This window comes from Candidatus Cybelea sp. (assembly GCA_036489315.1).
Lineage (GTDB): Bacteria > Vulcanimicrobiota > Vulcanimicrobiia > Vulcanimicrobiales > Vulcanimicrobiaceae > Cybelea.
This window is the reverse complement of the sequence record DASXFZ010000013.1, coordinates 75,695-92,571: the sequence shown is the minus strand read 5'-3', so window position 1 is coordinate 92,571 and position 16,877 is coordinate 75,695. Positions and strand designations below refer to the sequence as shown.

General features: G+C 65.9%; 20 protein-coding genes. All 20 read right to left on the bottom strand.

The annotated features are described in order from the left end of the window. Positions 1–9: 9 nt before the first annotated feature. The 20 genes from mltG to rpmE all read right to left on the bottom strand — a co-directional run bounded on the left by mltG (position 10) and on the right by rpmE (position 16,812). Positions 10–996 carry an endolytic transglycosylase MltG gene (gene mltG / locus VGG51_03900; protein HEY1882171.1) on the bottom strand — a complete coding sequence of 329 codons (987 nt, stop codon included), beginning with the start codon at positions 994–996 and terminating at the stop codon, positions 10–12. Next, entirely contained in the window at positions 993–1,409 is a 417-nt protein-coding gene (gene ruvX / locus VGG51_03895; GenBank protein HEY1882170.1) for a Holliday junction resolvase RuvX, read from the bottom strand. The genes mltG and ruvX overlap by 4 nt, the downstream gene beginning before the upstream one ends. A 2-nt stretch (positions 1,410–1,411) precedes the next feature. Then, a complete protein-coding gene (recO, locus tag VGG51_03890) occupies positions 1,412–2,143 on the bottom strand; it encodes a DNA repair protein RecO (protein HEY1882169.1) in 732 nt (243 codons plus the stop codon). Positions 2,144–2,153: 10 nt separating this feature from the next. Further along, positions 2,154–3,488, bottom strand: a complete 1,335-nt coding sequence (locus VGG51_03885; protein ID HEY1882168.1) for a hemolysin family protein — start codon at positions 3,486–3,488, stop codon at positions 2,154–2,156. Positions 3,489–3,498: 10 nt separating this feature from the next. Beyond that, positions 3,499–4,263 carry a diacylglycerol kinase gene (locus VGG51_03880; GenBank protein ID HEY1882167.1) on the bottom strand — a complete coding sequence of 255 codons (765 nt, stop codon included), beginning with the start codon at positions 4,261–4,263 and terminating at the stop codon, positions 3,499–3,501. Next, entirely contained in the window at positions 4,263–4,718 is a 456-nt protein-coding gene (gene ybeY / locus VGG51_03875; protein HEY1882166.1) for an rRNA maturation RNase YbeY, read from the bottom strand. The genes VGG51_03880 and ybeY overlap by 1 nt, the downstream gene beginning before the upstream one ends. Next, positions 4,715–5,659: a PhoH family protein gene (locus VGG51_03870; GenBank protein ID HEY1882165.1), complete on the bottom strand. Its 945-nt coding sequence runs from the start codon at positions 5,657–5,659 to the stop codon at positions 4,715–4,717. Before VGG51_03870 ends, ybeY begins: the two co-directional genes overlap by 4 nt. Position 5,660: 1 nt before the next feature. Beyond that, positions 5,661–6,089 carry a hypothetical protein gene (locus VGG51_03865; GenBank protein HEY1882164.1) on the bottom strand — a complete coding sequence of 143 codons (429 nt, stop codon included), beginning with the start codon at positions 6,087–6,089 and terminating at the stop codon, positions 5,661–5,663. 26 nt (positions 6,090–6,115) lie between these two features. Next, positions 6,116–7,126, bottom strand: coding sequence for a flotillin-like protein FloA (gene floA, locus VGG51_03860; protein HEY1882163.1), 1,011 nt, complete (start codon positions 7,124–7,126; stop codon positions 6,116–6,118). Between the two features lie 9 nt (positions 7,127–7,135). Continuing rightward, positions 7,136–8,455 (bottom strand): NfeD family protein, encoded by a 1,320-nt coding sequence (locus tag VGG51_03855; GenBank protein ID HEY1882162.1) that lies wholly within the window; start codon positions 8,453–8,455, stop codon positions 7,136–7,138. Positions 8,456–8,514: 59 nt separating this feature from the next. Next, complete coding sequence (locus VGG51_03850; protein ID HEY1882161.1) at positions 8,515–8,961, bottom strand: GatB/YqeY domain-containing protein; 447 nt, start codon at positions 8,959–8,961, stop codon at positions 8,515–8,517. A 19-nt stretch (positions 8,962–8,980) separates the two neighbouring features. Next, positions 8,981–9,151, bottom strand: coding sequence for a 30S ribosomal protein S21 (rpsU, locus tag VGG51_03845; protein ID HEY1882160.1), 171 nt, complete (start codon positions 9,149–9,151; stop codon positions 8,981–8,983). A gap of 118 nt (positions 9,152–9,269) precedes the next feature. Next, complete coding sequence (locus VGG51_03840; GenBank protein ID HEY1882159.1) at positions 9,270–9,608, bottom strand: histidine triad nucleotide-binding protein; 339 nt, start codon at positions 9,606–9,608, stop codon at positions 9,270–9,272. Beyond that, complete coding sequence (locus VGG51_03835) at positions 9,609–11,087, bottom strand: copper amine oxidase N-terminal domain-containing protein (GenBank protein HEY1882158.1); 1,479 nt, start codon at positions 11,085–11,087, stop codon at positions 9,609–9,611. Between the two features lie 40 nt (positions 11,088–11,127). After that, positions 11,128–12,141, bottom strand: coding sequence for a glycosyltransferase family 1 protein (locus tag VGG51_03830; GenBank protein HEY1882157.1), 1,014 nt, complete (start codon positions 12,139–12,141; stop codon positions 11,128–11,130). 4 nt (positions 12,142–12,145) lie between these two features. Beyond that, positions 12,146–12,862 (bottom strand): glycosyltransferase family 2 protein, encoded by a 717-nt coding sequence (locus tag VGG51_03825; GenBank protein ID HEY1882156.1) that lies wholly within the window; start codon positions 12,860–12,862, stop codon positions 12,146–12,148. Positions 12,863–12,876: 14 nt separating this feature from the next. Beyond that, positions 12,877–14,544 (bottom strand): CTP synthase, encoded by a 1,668-nt coding sequence (locus tag VGG51_03820; protein HEY1882155.1) that lies wholly within the window; start codon positions 14,542–14,544, stop codon positions 12,877–12,879. 62 nt (positions 14,545–14,606) lie between these two features. Next, on the bottom strand, positions 14,607–15,449 hold the full coding sequence (gene prmC, locus VGG51_03815; GenBank protein ID HEY1882154.1) for a peptide chain release factor N(5)-glutamine methyltransferase: 843 nt from the start codon (positions 15,447–15,449) through the stop codon (positions 14,607–14,609). Further along, positions 15,446–16,519, bottom strand: a complete 1,074-nt coding sequence (prfA, locus tag VGG51_03810; protein ID HEY1882153.1) for a peptide chain release factor 1 — start codon at positions 16,517–16,519, stop codon at positions 15,446–15,448. The genes prmC and prfA overlap by 4 nt, the downstream gene beginning before the upstream one ends. A gap of 20 nt (positions 16,520–16,539) precedes the next feature. After that, positions 16,540–16,812, bottom strand: coding sequence for a 50S ribosomal protein L31 (gene rpmE, locus VGG51_03805; GenBank protein HEY1882152.1), 273 nt, complete (start codon positions 16,810–16,812; stop codon positions 16,540–16,542). Between the last annotated feature and the right edge of the window lie 65 nt (positions 16,813–16,877).

Sequence of the window (16,877 nt, the reverse complement as noted above, 5' to 3'; positions counted from 1 at the left end):
TTACTCCCTTTATTGGAGGCAGCGTGCGACGTTTGCCTGGTGCTCCGCCAGGGTCTTTGCGAAGACGTGTCGTCCGTTGCCGCAGTAAACGTAGTAGAGGTCCTCGGTTCTTGCCGGCTTGAGCGCAGCCAGCAGCGAGGGGAGGCCCGGATTGGCGATCGGCGTCGGCGGCAGCCCAGCGTGCACGTAGCTATTGTACGGCGAGTCGATCCGCAGATCCGCGAACGAAAGCTCGCTCTTGTGCGCCGGCAGCGCGTACTCGATCGTCGCGTCGACCTGCAGCGGCATACGCAGCCGCAGCCGGTTGTAGATCACCGCGGCGATCTTCGGACGGTCGGCGTCGTTCTTCGCCTCGCGCTCCACGAGCGAGGCGACGGTCACCGCTTGCGGTACCGTAACGTGCAAGGCTTTCGCCCGCGCCGCGGCGTCGCGCGGCAGCGCTTTATAAAACTGTGCGGTGAAGAGCGAAGCGACGTGACGCGGCTCGTCGCCCAGCGGCACGAGGTAGGTGCTCGGGAAAAGAAAGCCTTCGAGGTTTTTCGTGCGCGAACCGTCGACGACGATCTGCTCCGACATGAAATCGGCGTGCAGGGCCGGTTCCGAGCCGAGGCCCTCGGCCGCCAGCCGCGCCGCGATCTGGGCCGCGGTGAAACCCTCGGGGATCGTCACCCACGATGCAACCTGCGCACCGCCGCTAACCAGCGCGCGCAGAACTTCACTCTGCGTGACGTGCGGCTCGAAACGGTACTCTCCGGCGCGTACGGCTACGTCTTGTCCGCGCAGCTTCGCTAAGGCGCGGAACGTCAGAACGTTGCCGATCACGCCGTCGCCGGCGAGTTGCCGCGCGATATCGTCAAACGTCGCGCCCCGCTCCACGACCACCCGGATCTGCGACTGCGGGTGCGTGCGGTCGCCGTAGACCGAGTACCATGCGGCTCCAAGCAGGGCGACTGCTAGGAGCACGCAGACGGAGAGCCCGGCGAGCAGACGTTTCACGCTCCGCCCTCGCGGCGGCGGCGGGCGAGAAAGGCGTCGAGAATCAGCGCCGCGGCCATCCGGTCGACGATGCTGCGGCGCTTGCGGCGTGAAACGTCGACGGCGATCAGGCTCTTGGTTGCCTGCGCGGTCGTGAGACGCTCGTCCATTCGGTGAATCGTACCCGGAAAGACCGTCCGAAGTATCTCGACGAAGGCGTCCATCTGCTGCGCCGCCGGCCCGCGCTCGCCGCTCAAGGTCACGGGATCGCCTACCACCAGTTCGTCTACTTGGTAGGAAGCGATCAGCTCGCCGATCTCCTCGAGCACCTGCTGGCGGTTCGTCCGCTCGATCGTGGCGACCGGCAAGGCGAAGCTGGCGCTGGGATCCGAGATCGCCACGCCGATGCGCTTGCGGCCGACGTCCAGGGCCATGATCACGCGCGCGGTGCGCCCGAGGGGCTGAGGCTGTCGGCGTAGGCAACGGCCTTCGGACGGCGCCCGAGATGGTGAGCGACCAGCTCTTCGGTGGCCCGCGCGCCGGCGGGGGTTGCGCGCAGCCGTGCGCCCGGCCCGCTCCCCTTGGGCAGCGCCAGGGCCCGAAGGTTCTCGAGGTCGGCAGCCTCGAGCTCGGGCAGATCTCGCCAACGCTCCCGGCAGCGTTCGTCGATGAAGCCGCCCGCTTCGGCGTCAAGCCACACGCGTCCGGCCGGCAGGGCGGCTCCGCAGCGCACGCAGCGGTCGAGTGGCGGCGCGAGTCCCAGCACGTCCAACAAGCGCAGTGAAAAGCGCGGCAGCAGGTCGCGCGGCTGCGCGGCCCTGGCCACCGCGGCGATCGCTCCGGCGAGCAGATCGTAGATCTCGGGAATCGGCAGGTCCGGTTCGCAGAAGGCGTCGATCGTCTCGATCACCAGCGAAACGACCGCGAAGCGCTCCGGCTCGACGAGCGAAGGCCACGGCGCGCGCAGCGTTTCGGCCGAGACGATCACGTCGAGCGAGCGACCGCGGTGCATCACGAAATCGCACTCGTTGGCCAGCTCGAGACGTCCCGCCAGATGGCTGCGCATGCGGCGCACGCCCTTGCCCACGGCATCGAGCTTGCCGCGCTCGACCGTAAAGAGGGTGACGATCCGATCGGCCTCCGAGAGTTGGCGTCCGCGCAGGACGATGCCGCGGGCTTTATAGCTGCGCGGCGGCGTCCGGATCCTCCGCGTTCGCAGCGCGCGCGGCGATGCCGTTGCTGTAGATGCGCACCGCCAAAATTCGCCGGCCGCGCGTCCGGTCGACGCGCAAGCGCGTGTGATCGTCGGCTTGGATCTCTTCGCCTTCGTTCGGGAGCCGGCCGAAAAGGCCGACGGTATACCCGCCGATTGTCTCGAAATCCGCCGTCGGCAGCTCGGTTCCGAGCGTCGCGTTGACGTCTTCGATATTCGTGCCGGCCTCGACCACCGCTTCGAGATCGGAGAGCACCGAGATCGGCTCCTGTTCGTCGGTGTCGTGCTCGTCGCGGATCTCGCCGACGATCTCTTCCAAAAGGTCCTCCATCGTCACGAGGCCGGCCGTTCCGCCGTACTCGTCGACGACGATCGCCAAGGAAAACTTATCGCGCTGCATCTCTCGCAGCAGATCCGCGATCTTCTTTGTCTCGGGAACGTGCACGGCCGTTCGCATCAGCGCGCGCACGTTTGCGTGCGCGAGCGTTCCGTTGGCGAGGGCGACGAGCAGTTCGCGGTCGTGGATGACGCCGACGATGTCGTCTTTGGATTCCTGATAGACCGGCAGCTTTGAATAGCCTTCTGCGATGACGACGTCGAGGATTCGCCTGGGCGAGTCTTCGATCGAGACGGCGACCATCTCCGGCCGCGGCTTCATGACCTCGCGGACGATCGTATCGCCGAACTCCATCACCGAATGGATCAGCTGGCGTTCCTGCTCTTCGATCACGCGCTGCTCCGCGCCGACGTTGACCAGCGCGCGAATGTCTTCTTCGGTGACGTACGCGCCGAGCGTGTGTTTGATACCGAAGAGACGCAAAAAGAGGTCGGTCGTAATTTGAAAAAGCCGGGCTACCGGCGAAACGACGAAGGAGACATAGCGAATCGGCGCCGCCAGCCGCAGCGCCCAGCGTTCGCTATCTCCGGTGGCGGCCGTCTTCGGGACGATCTCGCCGAACAGCAGGAAGACCGCGCTCATCACGATCGTGGAACCGATCGCGCCGGAGGGGATTCCCAGAGAGAGCGCCAGGTACGTTGCCAGCGAGTCCGCGGCGAGCAGCGCGATCGTGTTCCCGACCAGCATCGAGGTCAGAAAGCGGCTCTTGTCGTCCACGATGAGCTGCAGCTGCTGCGAGCCGCGCAGCCGGCGGTCGGCCATCGCGCGGGCGCGCAGCCGCGAGATCGAAACCAGTGCCGCTTCGGCGGCCGAGAAGAAGGCGGCCAGGAGCACGAGCACGACGAGCGCAGTGATCTGGTACGGGAGCAGGGCGAGGTTACTTCGACCGGGGTCGGTGCTCAAATTGGCGCCATTATAGCATAACGTGGGGGCGCACCAGCACGTAGATCGCCAGAGCGGCGAGCGTGCCGAGGACGGCTCCCCAAAAGACTTCGAACGGGGCGTGAATCCGCGCTTCGACGCGGCTTTGAGCGACCAAGAACGCCACGAAGTAGCCGAGGATCGCGGCGAGCGGCTTCTGGTAGAAGAACGCGAGCATCGTTGCCACTGCAAACGCTAATGCCGCGTGTCCCGAGACGGCTCCCCCTTGCAAGGCGGATCCGCGGCCCACCCAGGCCTTGGCGAAGATCGTCACGATTGCAACGACCGCCAGCGCGATCAGCGCGACGTTGGCCGGCACGGCCTGCACGGCCGCGAAGACGCGCGTCTCGCTGCTCATCAGTCCCTGATAAAAGATGAGATAGCCGGCGAGCGCGGCGCCGACGGCCGCGATCAGCACGGCGCCGGCGGCGGCGTCCTTCGCGTTCTTCGCCAGCGGATGGTGCGTCGCGATCAGCAGGTCGACGATCGACTCGACCGCCGTGTTGACCAGCTCCAGGCTGAGCACGAGCGCGATGAGTCCGACCGTCGCGATGACGTATAAGCGATCGAGGCGCAGGATGAGCGTTGCGAGCAGCACGAGCGCCGCGATGATGAAGTGCACGCGCATGTTCGGCTGCGTGCGCGTCGCGTAGATGATTCCTTCGAACGCATGGTGGAACGATCGAAAGAAGCGGCTTCGGTCGACGGGCAGGTAGTGCGGCTCACGCTTTGCGCGATCGTCTACGGGTTGATGCATCAGCCTTTAGCCGGATCGTAGGGCCATGGCAGCGCAATCGCTGCCGCGAGCCGCCGTTCCTCCCGCTCCATCGCTCGCCGCTCCGCGGCCAGCACGTGGTCGTGCCCGAGCAGGTGCAGCAGCCCGTGAATCAGCAGGCGGTAGAGTTCGCGCTGAAGCGTCGCGTCGTACTCGGCCGCCTGTCGCGCCGCCGTGTCGACCGAGATCACGACGTCGCCCAAGAGCCGTTCGGCGTCCGCAGCCGGCGCCTGCCCCATCGGAAAGCTCAGCACGTCGGTCGGCGCGTCTTTTTCACGATATTCGCGGTTGAGCTCGCGCATGGCGCGGTCGCCGATCAGCGTGAGCGAGATCGCCGAATCCCGTTGGTCGATCGCCGCCAGTAAGCGCTTCGCCGTGGCCACGAGCGCGCGTCCGTCGACGCCGCTGCGGCGGACGCCGTTGCGGTAGTAGATCACCGCGGCAGTGCGGCTGCATAGGCGTGGACGATCTTGGCGACCAGCGGATGGCGCACGACGTCGGCTTCATCCATCTCGATGACGCCGATGTCGTCGATTTCGCGCAGCCGCGTCGCCGCGGCGCGCAGCCCGCTGCGCTGCCCTCCGGGCAGGTCGATCTGGGTGACGTCGCCGGTGACGACCATCTTCGAGCCGCTTCCCAATCGCGTCAGGAACATCTTCAGCTGATCGTCCGTCGCGTTCTGCGCTTCGTCGAGGATGACGAATGCGTCGGAGAGCGTGCGGCCGCGCATATACGCGAGCGGCGCGACCTCGAGCGTGCCGCGCTCCATGTATTTATTCACCACCGTGTCGTCGAGCAGGTCGCCGAGTGCATCGAAGAGCGGCCGCATATACGGATCGACCTTCTCCCGCAGATCCCCGGGCAGAAAACCGAGGCGCTCGCCGGCCTCGACCGCGGGGCGCGAAAGAACGATGCGCGAGGCTTCACGGCGCTTGAGCGCTCGCACCGCCATCACAATCGCAAGATACGTCTTTCCCGTGCCGGCTGGCCCGATTCCGAACGTCAGCGTGAATCGGTCGATGGCCTGGATAAACTCGCGTTGCCCCGGCGTGCGCGGGCGCACTTCGCGGCCGCGATGCGTACGCAGCAGCGTCTGCGTGAGCGCGCTGCTTTCCGAAGGGGAGGCGGTGTCGGTCAGCGCGAGCTTGACGTCGTCAGGGGTGATGTGCGCACCCCCCACGGCCGCATCGAGCACTCGTTTCACGACGCGCTCCGCCCGTGCAACCGCCGCGTCGTCACCGGCAAGCAGCAGCTGGTCGCCGTCGGCATGAACGGCGACGTCGAGCGACGATTCGATTGCCGAAAGATTGCGATCGTACTCTCCAAAGAGCCGAACGCGGTCGGAGAGTTCGTGAAGATCGATCGCTCGCTGAGTCAAACTATAGACGATATTCGTCGTTGAAGGCTTTTGGCTTGCCGAGCACCTCGGCCGCGATGACGGCGCGCACCAGCTCCGGCTGGGTGCCGAAGAGCCGCCGCTTTCCCATTGGGGGCTCGACAACCTGATGGACGGGCTGCGGCGGGCGTGGGGGAGGGGGCGGCGGAGGCGCCGGCTTGGGAGCGGGCCGCGCCGGCCGGGGCGGCGGGGGCGCGAGCCCCTGTTGCGCGGCGACCGCCTGCATCACGCGTAAGATAGTCGCCTGCTGCGGGCTTGAGCCCGGCGGAACTAGCTGCGCCGCGGCAGGGGCCGGCGGCGGCCCCGGCGCCTGCTGGGCGGCCTGCTGTTGACGCTTTGCGCTCCTGGCGATGCTGCTGACGACCCCGAGGATCAGGATCCCGACCCAAATGAAGAGCCCGATATCACGCATCTGCGCCTACGCTCGTGCCGCCGACGTTACTTCGACGGCTGCCCGGGGATCGGCGGCTGCTGCGCGTCGGTCGCGGCTTCGGTCGAGACGCCGATCGACGAACGCATTTCCGTATCGGCCTGGATATTCTTCAGGCGGTAGTAGTCCATGACGCCGAGGTTGCCGTTGCGAAACGCTTCGGCGATCGCTTGAGGAATGGATGCCTCCGCCTCGACGACCTTCGCGCGCATCGCCTGGGTCTCGGCCTTCTGCTCTTGTTCGGCCGCTTGGGCCGCGTACTGGCGCTCCGAGGCCTTCGCCTGAGCGATGCGGCGGTCGGCTTCGGCTTGGCTCGTCTGCAGTTCGGCGCCGATATTCTTGCCGACGTCGACGTCCGCGATGTCGATCGAGACGATCTCGAAAGCGGTTCCGGCGTCCAAGCCCTTGGCGAGCACCGCCTTGCTGATGCGATCGGGATATTCGAGCACTTCCTTGTGGTCGATCGCCGCGCCGACCGCGGAAACGACGCCTTCGCCGACGCGTGCGACGATCGTCGGTTCGCCCGCACCGCCGACGTAGCGATCGAGATTGCTGCGCACGGTGATTCGCGCCTTGACGTTGAGTTGAATGCCGTTCTGAGCGACGCCCTGAAAGATCGGCGTTTCGATGACCTTCGGATTCACCGAGGTCTGCAGCGCCTCGAGCACGTCGCGGCCGGCCAAGTCGATCGCGGCTGCGCGCTGCCATTCGAGGGGAATTTGCGCGCGCTGCGCGGCGATCATCGCCAGCGTTACCTTCTCGACGTTACCGCCGGCAAGGTAGTGCGATTGCATCTGATCGACGGTGAGGTCCAAGCCGGCTTTGCGCGCCCGAACGTAGTTCGTAACTATGACGCCCGGCGGGATTCCGATCAAACGCATTCTGACCAGCGCGATGATGCCGAGCGGAACACCCGCGGCAATCGTCCGAATCCAGAGCCCGATCGGAAAGTAATACAAGAACGCGAAGAACGCGAAGAGCAGGATAAGGACGATGATGACGCCGCTGACGGCTACCATGGGGCCTCCTTATGCAGTGACGGGTTCGACGAAAATGCGTGCGCCCTCGACGCGCACGACGCGGATGGGGGTGCCAGCTGAGATGAACTCTCCCGCGGTCAGCACGTCGACTCGACGCCCGTCGATCGACGCGATGCCGGACGGGCGCAGATAACTCGTCGCGGTCCCGAATCGGCCGCGCAGCGCGCCGAAATCGGCGCTCGCGACGTACTCCGGCCCTTGCGCTGCGGAGAGCGCCAAGCGATGCGCCCAGGCATTCTGGGGAACCGCGCGGACCGTGATAGAGAACGCGATGACCGTCAGCACGATCGCGGTCGCGATCGTTTCCAGACCGATGAAGAGAAACGGCGTACCGAACGCGAGCAGCACGGCGACCAAGAGCGCGCCGGCACCGAGAATCCCCGGCAGTCCATGCCCCGGTACGACGTGCAGTTCCCAAAGAATTCCGATGAGTCCCAGCACCGCAAGCACGATGACGAGCTCATTGGAGAAGCCGGCATAGACGTGGGTTCCGAAGAAGAGCGCGAATGCGCCGACGCCGATAACGCCGGCGATGCCGTGGAGCGTCTGCATCTCGATGAGAAGCCCCAGCATGCCCAGCGTCAGCAAGAGCCCGCTGACGACCGGATCGGTCGCAAAGCGAACGAGCTGCTCGGCGAACGTGTAGGACTGCGTGACGGTGGGGGCGCCGGCGAGGCCGAGCTGCGAGAGCGCGGCGTTGAGGTTCGGCGCGGTTCCCGCCGCGATACCCGAACGCACCGCGTCGTCGGTATTGAGCGTCAGGACCATGCCGGAGCGCTTGTAGCGCGGAAGATTCACTTGTTTGTCGACCATCGCGCCCGCGAGGTTGGCGTCGTGATGCGTGCGCTGTGCCGTCGACTCGAACTCGCCGCGGAGTGCGGAGATCACTTTGTCGCTTGGGGGGACGGTCCCGCCCGCTTCGACGGGTTCCGCCGCGCCGATCGAAGCGCCCGGAGCCATGATGATGCGCCCGGCTGAGAGCGAGATCAGCGCCGCCGCCGAGTAGGCGCGTTCCGCGACGTACGCGTCGACGGGCTCCTGGGCGGAGAGCAGCGCATCGCGAATCCGGAAGGCCGAACTGACGAGGCCACCAGGGCTGTTGACCGAGAGGACGATCGCGCGGGCGTTGGATTGGTTGGCTTCATTGACCGAGCGCTCCACCAGGTGCGCCATGCCGTCATCGACCGTTCCCTCGATCGGAATGACGACGACCGGCCGGCCCATCGTAATCGCGCCGGCGGCGGGCCCGGCGATGCCGCACAGCATGCACGCCAGCCAAAGAGCCGCGCGCAGGCGAGAGTTCTTCATGATTGTAGGTATTCGAGCAAGCGACGGAAGTTTCGCCGCCCGCAGGCGGCGGCCGATCCTTACGAGGCCAGTTCTTCGGTGACGATTTGACGGACGAGATTGCCGTCGGCGACCTCGCGCAGCTGCGGCATCACGACCTTCATCACGGCACCCATGTTGCGCGAAGCCTCCGGCAGCTCGCCCAAAACGCTCTGCACGATCTCGCGGATCTCGGCGGCCGAGCGTTGCGCCGGCAGGTAAGCCAAAAGAATCTCGCGCTCCCGCCGCTCCTTATCGGCCAGTTCCGGACGGCCGGCGCGTTCGAACTCGGCCTCCGAGTCGCTGCGCTGTTTGACGAGGCGGCGGACGACCTCCAGCTCGTCGTTGTCCGATATCTCTGTGCCGCTCTCCGAGCGCTTGTAGATAAAGCCGGAGAGCGCCGATCGCAGCGTATCGAGGCGCAGCTGGTCGCGCGCTCGCATCGCCTCCTTTAAATCGGCGGCGATGCGGTCCTTGAGAACTCCCATTGGCGAACGAGCCTACGCGCTACGCGCGGCGCTTACGAGCCGCGGCGGACTTCTTCTTGCGGCGAACGCTAGGCTTTTCGTAGTGCTCGTGCTTGCGCGCCTCGGCAAGGATGCCGGCCTTCTGGGTAGCCTTCTTGAAACGACGCAAAGCGCTCTCGATGGTCTCCCCCGGAGCGATGCGAACTTCCATTCTTTTGACGACCCCCTCTCGGCATGCCCACAATAGGCACGAAAAATTAGGCCCCGAAGGGCCGCCGACGTAGCGTAGCATAGGGCCGCGACAGCGTCAACGCCGCGGAGCGCGCCGCCTAGCCGGGCGGCCACGTCATCTCGCGTCCGGAGAGGACGTGAACGTGAACGTGCCCGACCGTCTGGCCGCCGTCGGGGCCGGTATTGATGACGAGCCGGTAGCCGCGTTCGCCGCCGCGTTCGGCACCTAGATCCGAAGCGACCGCGAGCAAGCGCGCGGCAAGACCGGTATCGGCGGAGAGTTCGCGGATCGTCGCATAGTGCGCAACGGGCATCACGAGCAAGTGCGAGGGCGCCTGCGGATTGAGATCTTCGATCGCAAGCACATCCTCGTCACGATATAGGACCTTCGCAGGAATCTCGCCTGCGGCGATGCGACAGAAAACGCAATCGTTCATTCAGCGTCCTCGAATCGTAAAGCTCCACGACTTCGTCGTGGTATTGCCGGCCAAGTCCGATACTTTTACGACCACTCGCACGAGCCCGTTGGGATAGGCATACGAGGGCAAATACTGGATGAACTGCTCGGTGCGCACGCATTCGGAGGTTACGTCTCGACCGTTGATCCAGAGGATCGCGCTGCCCGGGTTGACCGGAACGGCGTCGGCCGCGAAGCTCGCATAGACCGCCGGGCGATTCGTATTGATCGTCGCGTTGGAGTCGGGGGCGAAATCGGAGATGCCCGGCGGCGTCCCCGAAGCAGAGACCGTCTGCGGGGCCGCCGCCTGCGCAATCTCATCGCCCAAGGAGAGGCGGCCGATCAGCGCGACGTCATCGAAGTTTGCGCCGCGCGGAATGACGTAGCTGCCCGTATAGACGCCGCTGGGGCTCTCCCGCATCATTTGATTCGTAACGTCCGATCCGATATCGAACGTTCCTGAGGCGCCCGGCGTTCCGTGCAGCTCGACGCGAATCGTGTCGCCGGCGCGCAGCGGACGGTCGGGTTGCGCTTGCACGTTCGAGATCTGCAGGCGCTGTGCGGCGGTGACGACCTTCCGCGATGCCAGCACCGAGCGCACCTCGTTGGTCTCGACGTTGTAGCGCACGCTGACCTGATCGTGCGGCAGCAGATCGGTGAACGAGGCGGCCTTGCCGTTGAGCGAGATTTCGGTCGTGCGCCCGGCCGAAATCACCTGTCCGTCGTCGAGCACGAACTGCCCCGAGCCGATCGCGATGATGTGCCCGTTGCGCGAGCCGTACTCGTCGACGACTCGCTGCACCCGCCCGTCCTTCTGCATCTCGACGCGCGCGAAGTCGCCGGGACGAATATCTCCGAGCTCACCGGGCGTCGTTACCCCGACGTTGACGTCCTCGACGTCGATCGCGGCGTTGGCGCCGACCGGAATCGTCTTGACGCTGCCGTTGGAGCCGAGGGTAATCGTCGGCGGATCGGAGAGCACGTCGACGGCTACGACCGTGCCGAAGCGGGCGAAACCGCCGGCCACCGGAACGAGGCCGTTGGTCGAACGCCCAACGAGCTGCGCGACGATGCTCACGTTGTTGCGCCGGCGATCGTACTGCGCTTGCGCGCCGAGCACGTCGGTAAAGAATCGCAGAGGCACGTAGAGCACGTCTTTGATCTCGAGGAGCGGCCCTTCGAGCAGAACGTCGTTGGTGTCGACGCGGGCCACGCGGCTGCCGAGCGTGAGCGTTACGCTCTTTGCGCCGACCTGCGTCGTAATGTGATTCCCGAACCGGTTGAAGGCGAGGCCGAGCGCCTCCATCGTTCGCCGGACGGGAACGTAGAGCAGATTTCGCTCGAATCGCGGCGGCGGATCGATCGAAAGGACGTCGCCGTTGATGACGATGCCGATCGGTGCCTTCGTTTGCGATTTGGGCGCAGGCGAAGCGGCCGCTACCAACAGCAGCAACAGCACGGAGCCTGTCCGCAGCGCGGTCAAAGGGCTCCATCTCACGTTACTCCAGCACCTCCCGATAGACGCCCGCCGTCGCCCGGGCACAGTAGTCCCAGGTCAGCCGGCGTGCGGTTTCTAGGCCTACGTTGACCGACCGCTCACGCTCACCCTGGTTGACGAGCATGCTTTCGAGCAGCCCGGCCAGCCGGAGCGAATCGCGCGCCGGAAACGTCCGGGCTGCCGCTTCGACGACGCGCGGCACCGAATCGGCGCAGGCGATGACCGGACAGCCGGCGGCCATCGCCTCGAGCACGGGAAGGCCGAAGCCTTCGCGCAGCGAGGGTGAGACCAGTACCCGCGCGCCGGCGTAATACGCTGCAAGACGCTCCTCGGGGACATCGCCTAACGCGACGATCGAACGGTTCGGCGCGCTGCGCCGCTGCAGATCTCCGCCGAAATCGTCGGGACCGGTCACGTACAGATCGACCTCGAGCCCCGGCGGCAGCGTCGACCACGCCTCGAACAGGGTTGCCAGGTCCTTGTGCGCGCGGTGGTTGCCCACGTACAGCACGTACGGCCGCGGTCCCCTAAACGGTGCGCGCGGTTCGAAAAACGGCTCGGACACGCCCAGCGGGATGACTCGGATCTTCTCACGCTTTACGCCGAGAAGCTCCACTAGGTCCTCGACCGTTCGCTCGTCGTCGGTGATGACGCGCGCGGCCCGCGCACACGTCCAGCGCACGACCGTCTCGTAATAGGGCCGCACCTTCGCTTTGAAGTGGTGCGGAAAGCGAAGGTGAATCAGATCGTGGATCGTCACGACGAAGCGCACCGGCACGACGACGGGCACGTAGAGTGCGAGGAAGTGCGCCAGATCGAGGCGCGCTCGTTTCATCGCACGCGGCAGCCGGATCTGCTCGTCCCAGCCGAAGTTGCTGCCGAGAGTAAACGGCACGTACTCGTACTGCGGTGCCACTCGAGGCAGCCGCGCAACCAGCTCGCGCACGTAGGCTTTCATCCCGGCCGAGAGCTGACGCGTTTGCCGTGCATCGAGTCCGACACGCGCGCCGCTCACCGCCTCAACGCTTCCACAACGTTTTGCGCATCGCCACGGCCGGATAGAAGGCCGACCGATAGGCGACGTACCAGCCGCGCGGCCCATCGAGCAGCGCCGCCTTCGCCAGCAGCAGCCACGCTAAGCGCAGCAGTCCGGCTCCGCCGGCAACCACCAGGGCGCCCAACGAGCCGTGCATCTGCTGCGCCTCGAGCGTCGTGTAGCGATCGTACTTCGCGCGATACGCGGCCGCGTCGGGATAGGAATAGTGCAGCAGCGTTCCGGCGAGCTCGCTCGTCGGGCCGTCGCAGGTCCAGGCCTCGTGAATCGGCGCCTCCCCGGCGGCGGCAGGCCGCGCGGCGAGCCTGACGCGATCCGGGCGAAAGAGCCGCACCAGCGGTTCGTTGCTCCAGATGCGCATCGGGTGGCCGCAGAAGTAGGTCGTGCGGCGCACGACGTACGCGTCGAGGCTCTCCGGCGCGCCGCAGATTGCATCGCGCAGCAGATCGTCGAGCGCCTCGTCGGCATCGATCATCAGAACCCACGGCGTCTCGACCTGCTCGAGCGCAAAGCGCCGTGCGTCGACGAAATCCGTCCAGTCCCGCTCGACGACGGTCGCACCGGCGCTGCGGGCAAACTGCACCGTATGATCGCGCGAACGCGCATCGAGTACGAGGATCCGGATTCCGCGCGGCAGGCTCGTTAAAGCACGCGGCAGGTTGCGCTCTTCGTCGCGCGTCAGGACGACGGCGGTGATTAGGCCTGGGTCCAGGCTGCCGCCTCGCGCACGCTCGTGCGACCGTCGATTCGCTCTTGATGCGCCAGTGATGCGGCGATGAAGTCGCGATAGAGCGGCGCCGGCCGATTCGGCCGCGACTTGAACTCAGGGTGAGCCTGCGTCGCGACGAACCACGGATGCATCTCCGTGGGAAGCTCGATGACTTCGACGAGCCGCGTCTTATCGACGAAGTGATGTCCCGAAAAGCGCATGCCGTGCTCTTCGAAGATCGGCCGGTAGCGATTGTTGAACTCGTAGCGATGGCGGTGGCGCTCGCTGATCTCGAGCTCGCCGTAGGCGCGCGCCGCCAGGCTCCCCTCTTCGAGCGTACACGCATAGGTCCCCAGCCGCATCGTGCCGCCGTACATCTCGAGATTGCGCTGGTCGGGCATGAAGTCGATCACCGGATCGGGGCTGGTCTCGTCGACTTCGCTGGTATTCGCATCCGGAAGCCCGCACACGTTGCGCGCGAACTCCACGCAGGCGAGCTGCATGCCGTAGCAGATTCCCAGAAACGGAATCTTGCGCTGGCGAACGTACTCGATGGCGCGCAGCTTGCCCTTAACGCCGCGCGCGCCGAAACCGGGTGCGACCACGACGCCGTGCGCGCCCCGCAGCGCGTCGACCCCCTCGTTCTCGATCAGCTCCGAGTCGATTCGCCTGATCTCGACGGCAGCGTGATAGAAGACGCCCGAGTGTGCCAGCGACTCGTTGATCGAAATGTACGCGTCTTTGAGTTCGACGTACTTTCCGACGAGTGCGATCGTCACGCGGCGCTCGGGATGCAGCAGGCGCTCGGCGATGCCCACCCAGTCGTCGAGCATCGGGCGCGACGGCGGCAAATTCAGCTTGCGAATCGCGGCCTGCGCCAATCCCTCGGCTTCCAGATTGAGCGGGACTTGGTAGATCGTCTTGGCGTCGACGTTCTGCACGACGGCGCCCGGCGGGACGTCGCAGAAAAGCGCGATCTTCTCTTTGAGCTCGAGCGGCATCGGCAGCGCGGCTTGGGTACGGCAGACGATCGCGTCGGGCGAGATCCCGATTCCCCGCAGCTCGCGGACCGAGTGCTGCGTCGGCTTGGTCTTCAGTTCGTCGGCGGCTCCCAAATGCGGCACGAGCGTCAAATGCACGTACATCACGTTCTCATCGCCGACGTCGTAGCGCATCTGACGGATCGCTTCGAGAAACGGGAGCGACTCGATGTCGCCGACGGTGCCGCCGACTTCGACGATGCAGACCTCCGCGCGGCTCGCTTCGGCGACGCGCTTGACGTGCGCCTTGATTTCGTTGGTAATATGCGGGATGACCTGGACGGTCGCGCCGAGGTAGTCGCCGCGCCGTTCTTTTTCGATCACCGAGTTGTAGACTTGACCCGTCGTGACGTTGTTCGCGCGCTGCAGATTCTCATCGATGAAGCGCTCGTAGTGGCCGAGATCGAGGTCGGTCTCCGCTCCGTCTTCGGTCACGAAGACCTCGCCGTGCTGGTACGGATTCATCGTGCCAGCGTCGACGTTGATATACGGGTCGAGTTTTTGGATCGAAACGCTGAAGCCGCGCGACTTGAGCAGACGTCCGAGCGAGGCAGCCGTGATGCCTTTGCCGAGCGAACTCACGACGCCCCCGGTGAAGAATATATACTTCGCCATCTCGGGCGGTTGTCGTTCGCTGGGGACTGCCGCAGACCCTCGGCTGCCGCCGCCCCGGGCAGCTAATCCGTCAGCCGCTCGGCCTGGACGTAGCGGTCGAGGCCCGCATAGTCGCGGTGCACCGAGATCGCGAAGCCGGGAAGTGCAGCACGGACGAGTTCACTCAATCCGCCGATCGTCGGGGGCGCGCCCTCGAGCAGTACGAGCGCCCGCGCGTTGAGCATCGCCGCGAGGTCGGCCAGCAGCCGGCGGTAGTAGACGAGGCCGTCAGCGCCGCCGTCGAGCGCGACCATCGGCTCGAACGCGACCGGGTCCGGGGGCTGCGGAACGTCCGGCGTTGGAATGTACGGTAAGTTCGCCAGCACGACGCCGAACGACGAGTGCTTCACGGGCTCAGCCAGATCGCCGTGATGGAAGCGGCAGCGCTCCGCCACCTCGAGGCGCGCGGCATTGGTTCTCGCGACGTCGAGCGCCGCGACCGAGATGTCCGTCGCGTCGACCCGGGCGTTCGTCCGCGCGGCGATCGTGCAGGCGATTGCGCCGCAGCCGGTACCGACGTCGAGCACGGCAGCGGGCGTTTCGCCGATGAACGCAATCGCTTCGTCGATGAGATGCTCGGTCTCGGGTCGAGGAATCAGGACGTTCTCGTTGACGACGAACTCGCGACCGTAAAATCCTGCCGACCGCACGAGGTACGCCGCCGGGGCGCCGGTATCGCGGCGATCGCAAAGGGCCCGGAACTCGGCTTCGGACTCGGGGGAGAGCGCCGTCTCGCCGTAGGCGGCGATCCACGCGCGCGTTCGCCCGAGCGTATACTCGAGCAAGAGCAGCGCGTCGGCCCGTGCCGATTCACGCGCGCGCAGACGCGCCGTCGCGTCGCACAGCGCGCCGGCGACGGTGGTCACACGCGTTCGCCGGCGAGCCGGCGGGCCTGCTCGTCGGCTAAAAGTTCCTCGGCAATGCGTCCGAGATCGCCGTCGACGATACCGCGGATGTTGCCGTAGCTGCGGTTGATCCGATGGTCCGTCACGCGATCTTGTGGGTAGTTGTAGGTTCGAATCTTCTCCGAACGCTCGCCGCTGCCGACCTGCGAGCGGCGCAGCGAATCCGTCGCCTCTTCCTGTTCCCGGCGTTTCCGGTCAAAGAGCGTCGCGCGCAGCATCTGCATTGCCCGCTCGCGATTCTGCTGCTGGGAGCGTTCCTGCTGCGAGGCGACGATGATGCCGCTGGGAAGGTGCGTGATGCGGATCGCCGATTCCGTCTTGTTGACGTGCTGGCCGCCGGCGCCCGAGGCTTTATAGGTATCGACCTGCAGGTCGGACGGCCGGATTTCGATCTCGCCGTCGTCGTCTTCGACCTGCGGCAGCACCGCGACCGTCGCGGTGCTCGTATGAATGCGCCCTTGCGCTTCGGTCGCCGGAACGCGCTGCACGCGGTGAACGCCCGATTCATGCTTGAGCAAACGATACGGCCGATCGCCTTTGACGGCAAAGACGATCTCCTTGTAGCCGCCGGCTTCGCTGAGGCTCTCCGAAACGAGTTCGACCCGGGAGCCCACCGTCTCGGCAAAGCGCATGTACATGCGCGCCAGGTCGCCGGCGAAGATCGCCGCTTCGTCGCCGCCGGTGCCGGCGCGGATCTCGACAAAGACGTCCTTGGAATCGTTCGGATCGCGCGGAACCATCAGCGCCGCGAGATCCGTCTCGAGCTGCGCGCCGCGCTCTTGCAGCGCGCGGTTCTCCGCCTGCGCGAGTTCGCGCAGCTCGCCATCTTCATGGCGAGCCAACTCCTCGTTCGCGGCGATTTCCGCGCGCAACTCAACGAGCCGGCGAAAAGTCTGCACCGGCGCTTCGAGCTGCGCGCGCTCTTTTACAAGCGCGGTATAGCGCGTTTGGTCGAAGGTTCCCGAAGGATTAGCGAGTGCCGCTTCGATTTCGTCGAACCGGCGCGCCATCGTGTCGAGGCGCTCGGACAGCGCGTCAGTTTGCGGCGCCGTTAGACTGAAGCAGCGGCCTTCTTCGCATCGCGAGCGGCCTGGCGGGCTGCAGCCTCCTCTTGCTTCTTGCGGGCGGCGGCGGTGCGCTGGTTGAATTTATCGACGCGGCCGGCCGTGTCGACCAGCTTCTGCTGGCCGGTAAAGAGCGGATGGCACGCGGCGCAAATCTCGACGGCGATTTCGGGAATCGTCGAACCGGTGGTAAAAGTATTGCCGCAAGCACAGTGCACGCGCGCCTCGGGAAACCACTTGGGATGAATCTTACTCTTCACAGCCTTAGCATTATATCAGAGGTGGCAAGCATGGGCAGGGCCCGGAGGAGGCTTGCCCGCGCCCC

Bases quoted from the DNA above. Each gene is read 5' to 3' on its own strand.
- rpsU (HEY1882160.1), bottom strand. From the start codon at position 9,151: ATGGAAGTTCGCATCGCTCCGGGGGAGACCATCGAGAGCGCTTTGCGT.
- ruvX (HEY1882170.1), bottom strand. From the start codon at position 1,409: ATGGCCCTGGACGTCGGCCGCAAGCGCATCGGCGTGGCGATCTCGGAT.
- floA (HEY1882163.1), bottom strand. From the start codon at position 7,126: ATGGTAGCCGTCAGCGGCGTCATCATCGTCCTTATCCTGCTCTTCGCG.
- VGG51_03865 (HEY1882164.1), bottom strand. From the start codon at position 6,089: ATGCGTGATATCGGGCTCTTCATTTGGGTCGGGATCCTGATCCTCGGG.
- VGG51_03880 (HEY1882167.1), bottom strand. From the start codon at position 4,263: ATGCATCAACCCGTAGACGATCGCGCAAAGCGTGAGCCGCACTACCTG.
- VGG51_03840 (HEY1882159.1), bottom strand. From the start codon at position 9,608: ATGAACGATTGCGTTTTCTGTCGCATCGCCGCAGGCGAGATTCCTGCG.
- VGG51_03855 (HEY1882162.1), bottom strand. From the start codon at position 8,455: ATGAAGAACTCTCGCCTGCGCGCGGCTCTTTGGCTGGCGTGCATGCTG.
- VGG51_03850 (HEY1882161.1), bottom strand. From the start codon at position 8,961: ATGGGAGTTCTCAAGGACCGCATCGCCGCCGATTTAAAGGAGGCGATG.
- VGG51_03820 (HEY1882155.1), bottom strand. From the start codon at position 14,544: ATGGCGAAGTATATATTCTTCACCGGGGGCGTCGTGAGTTCGCTCGGC.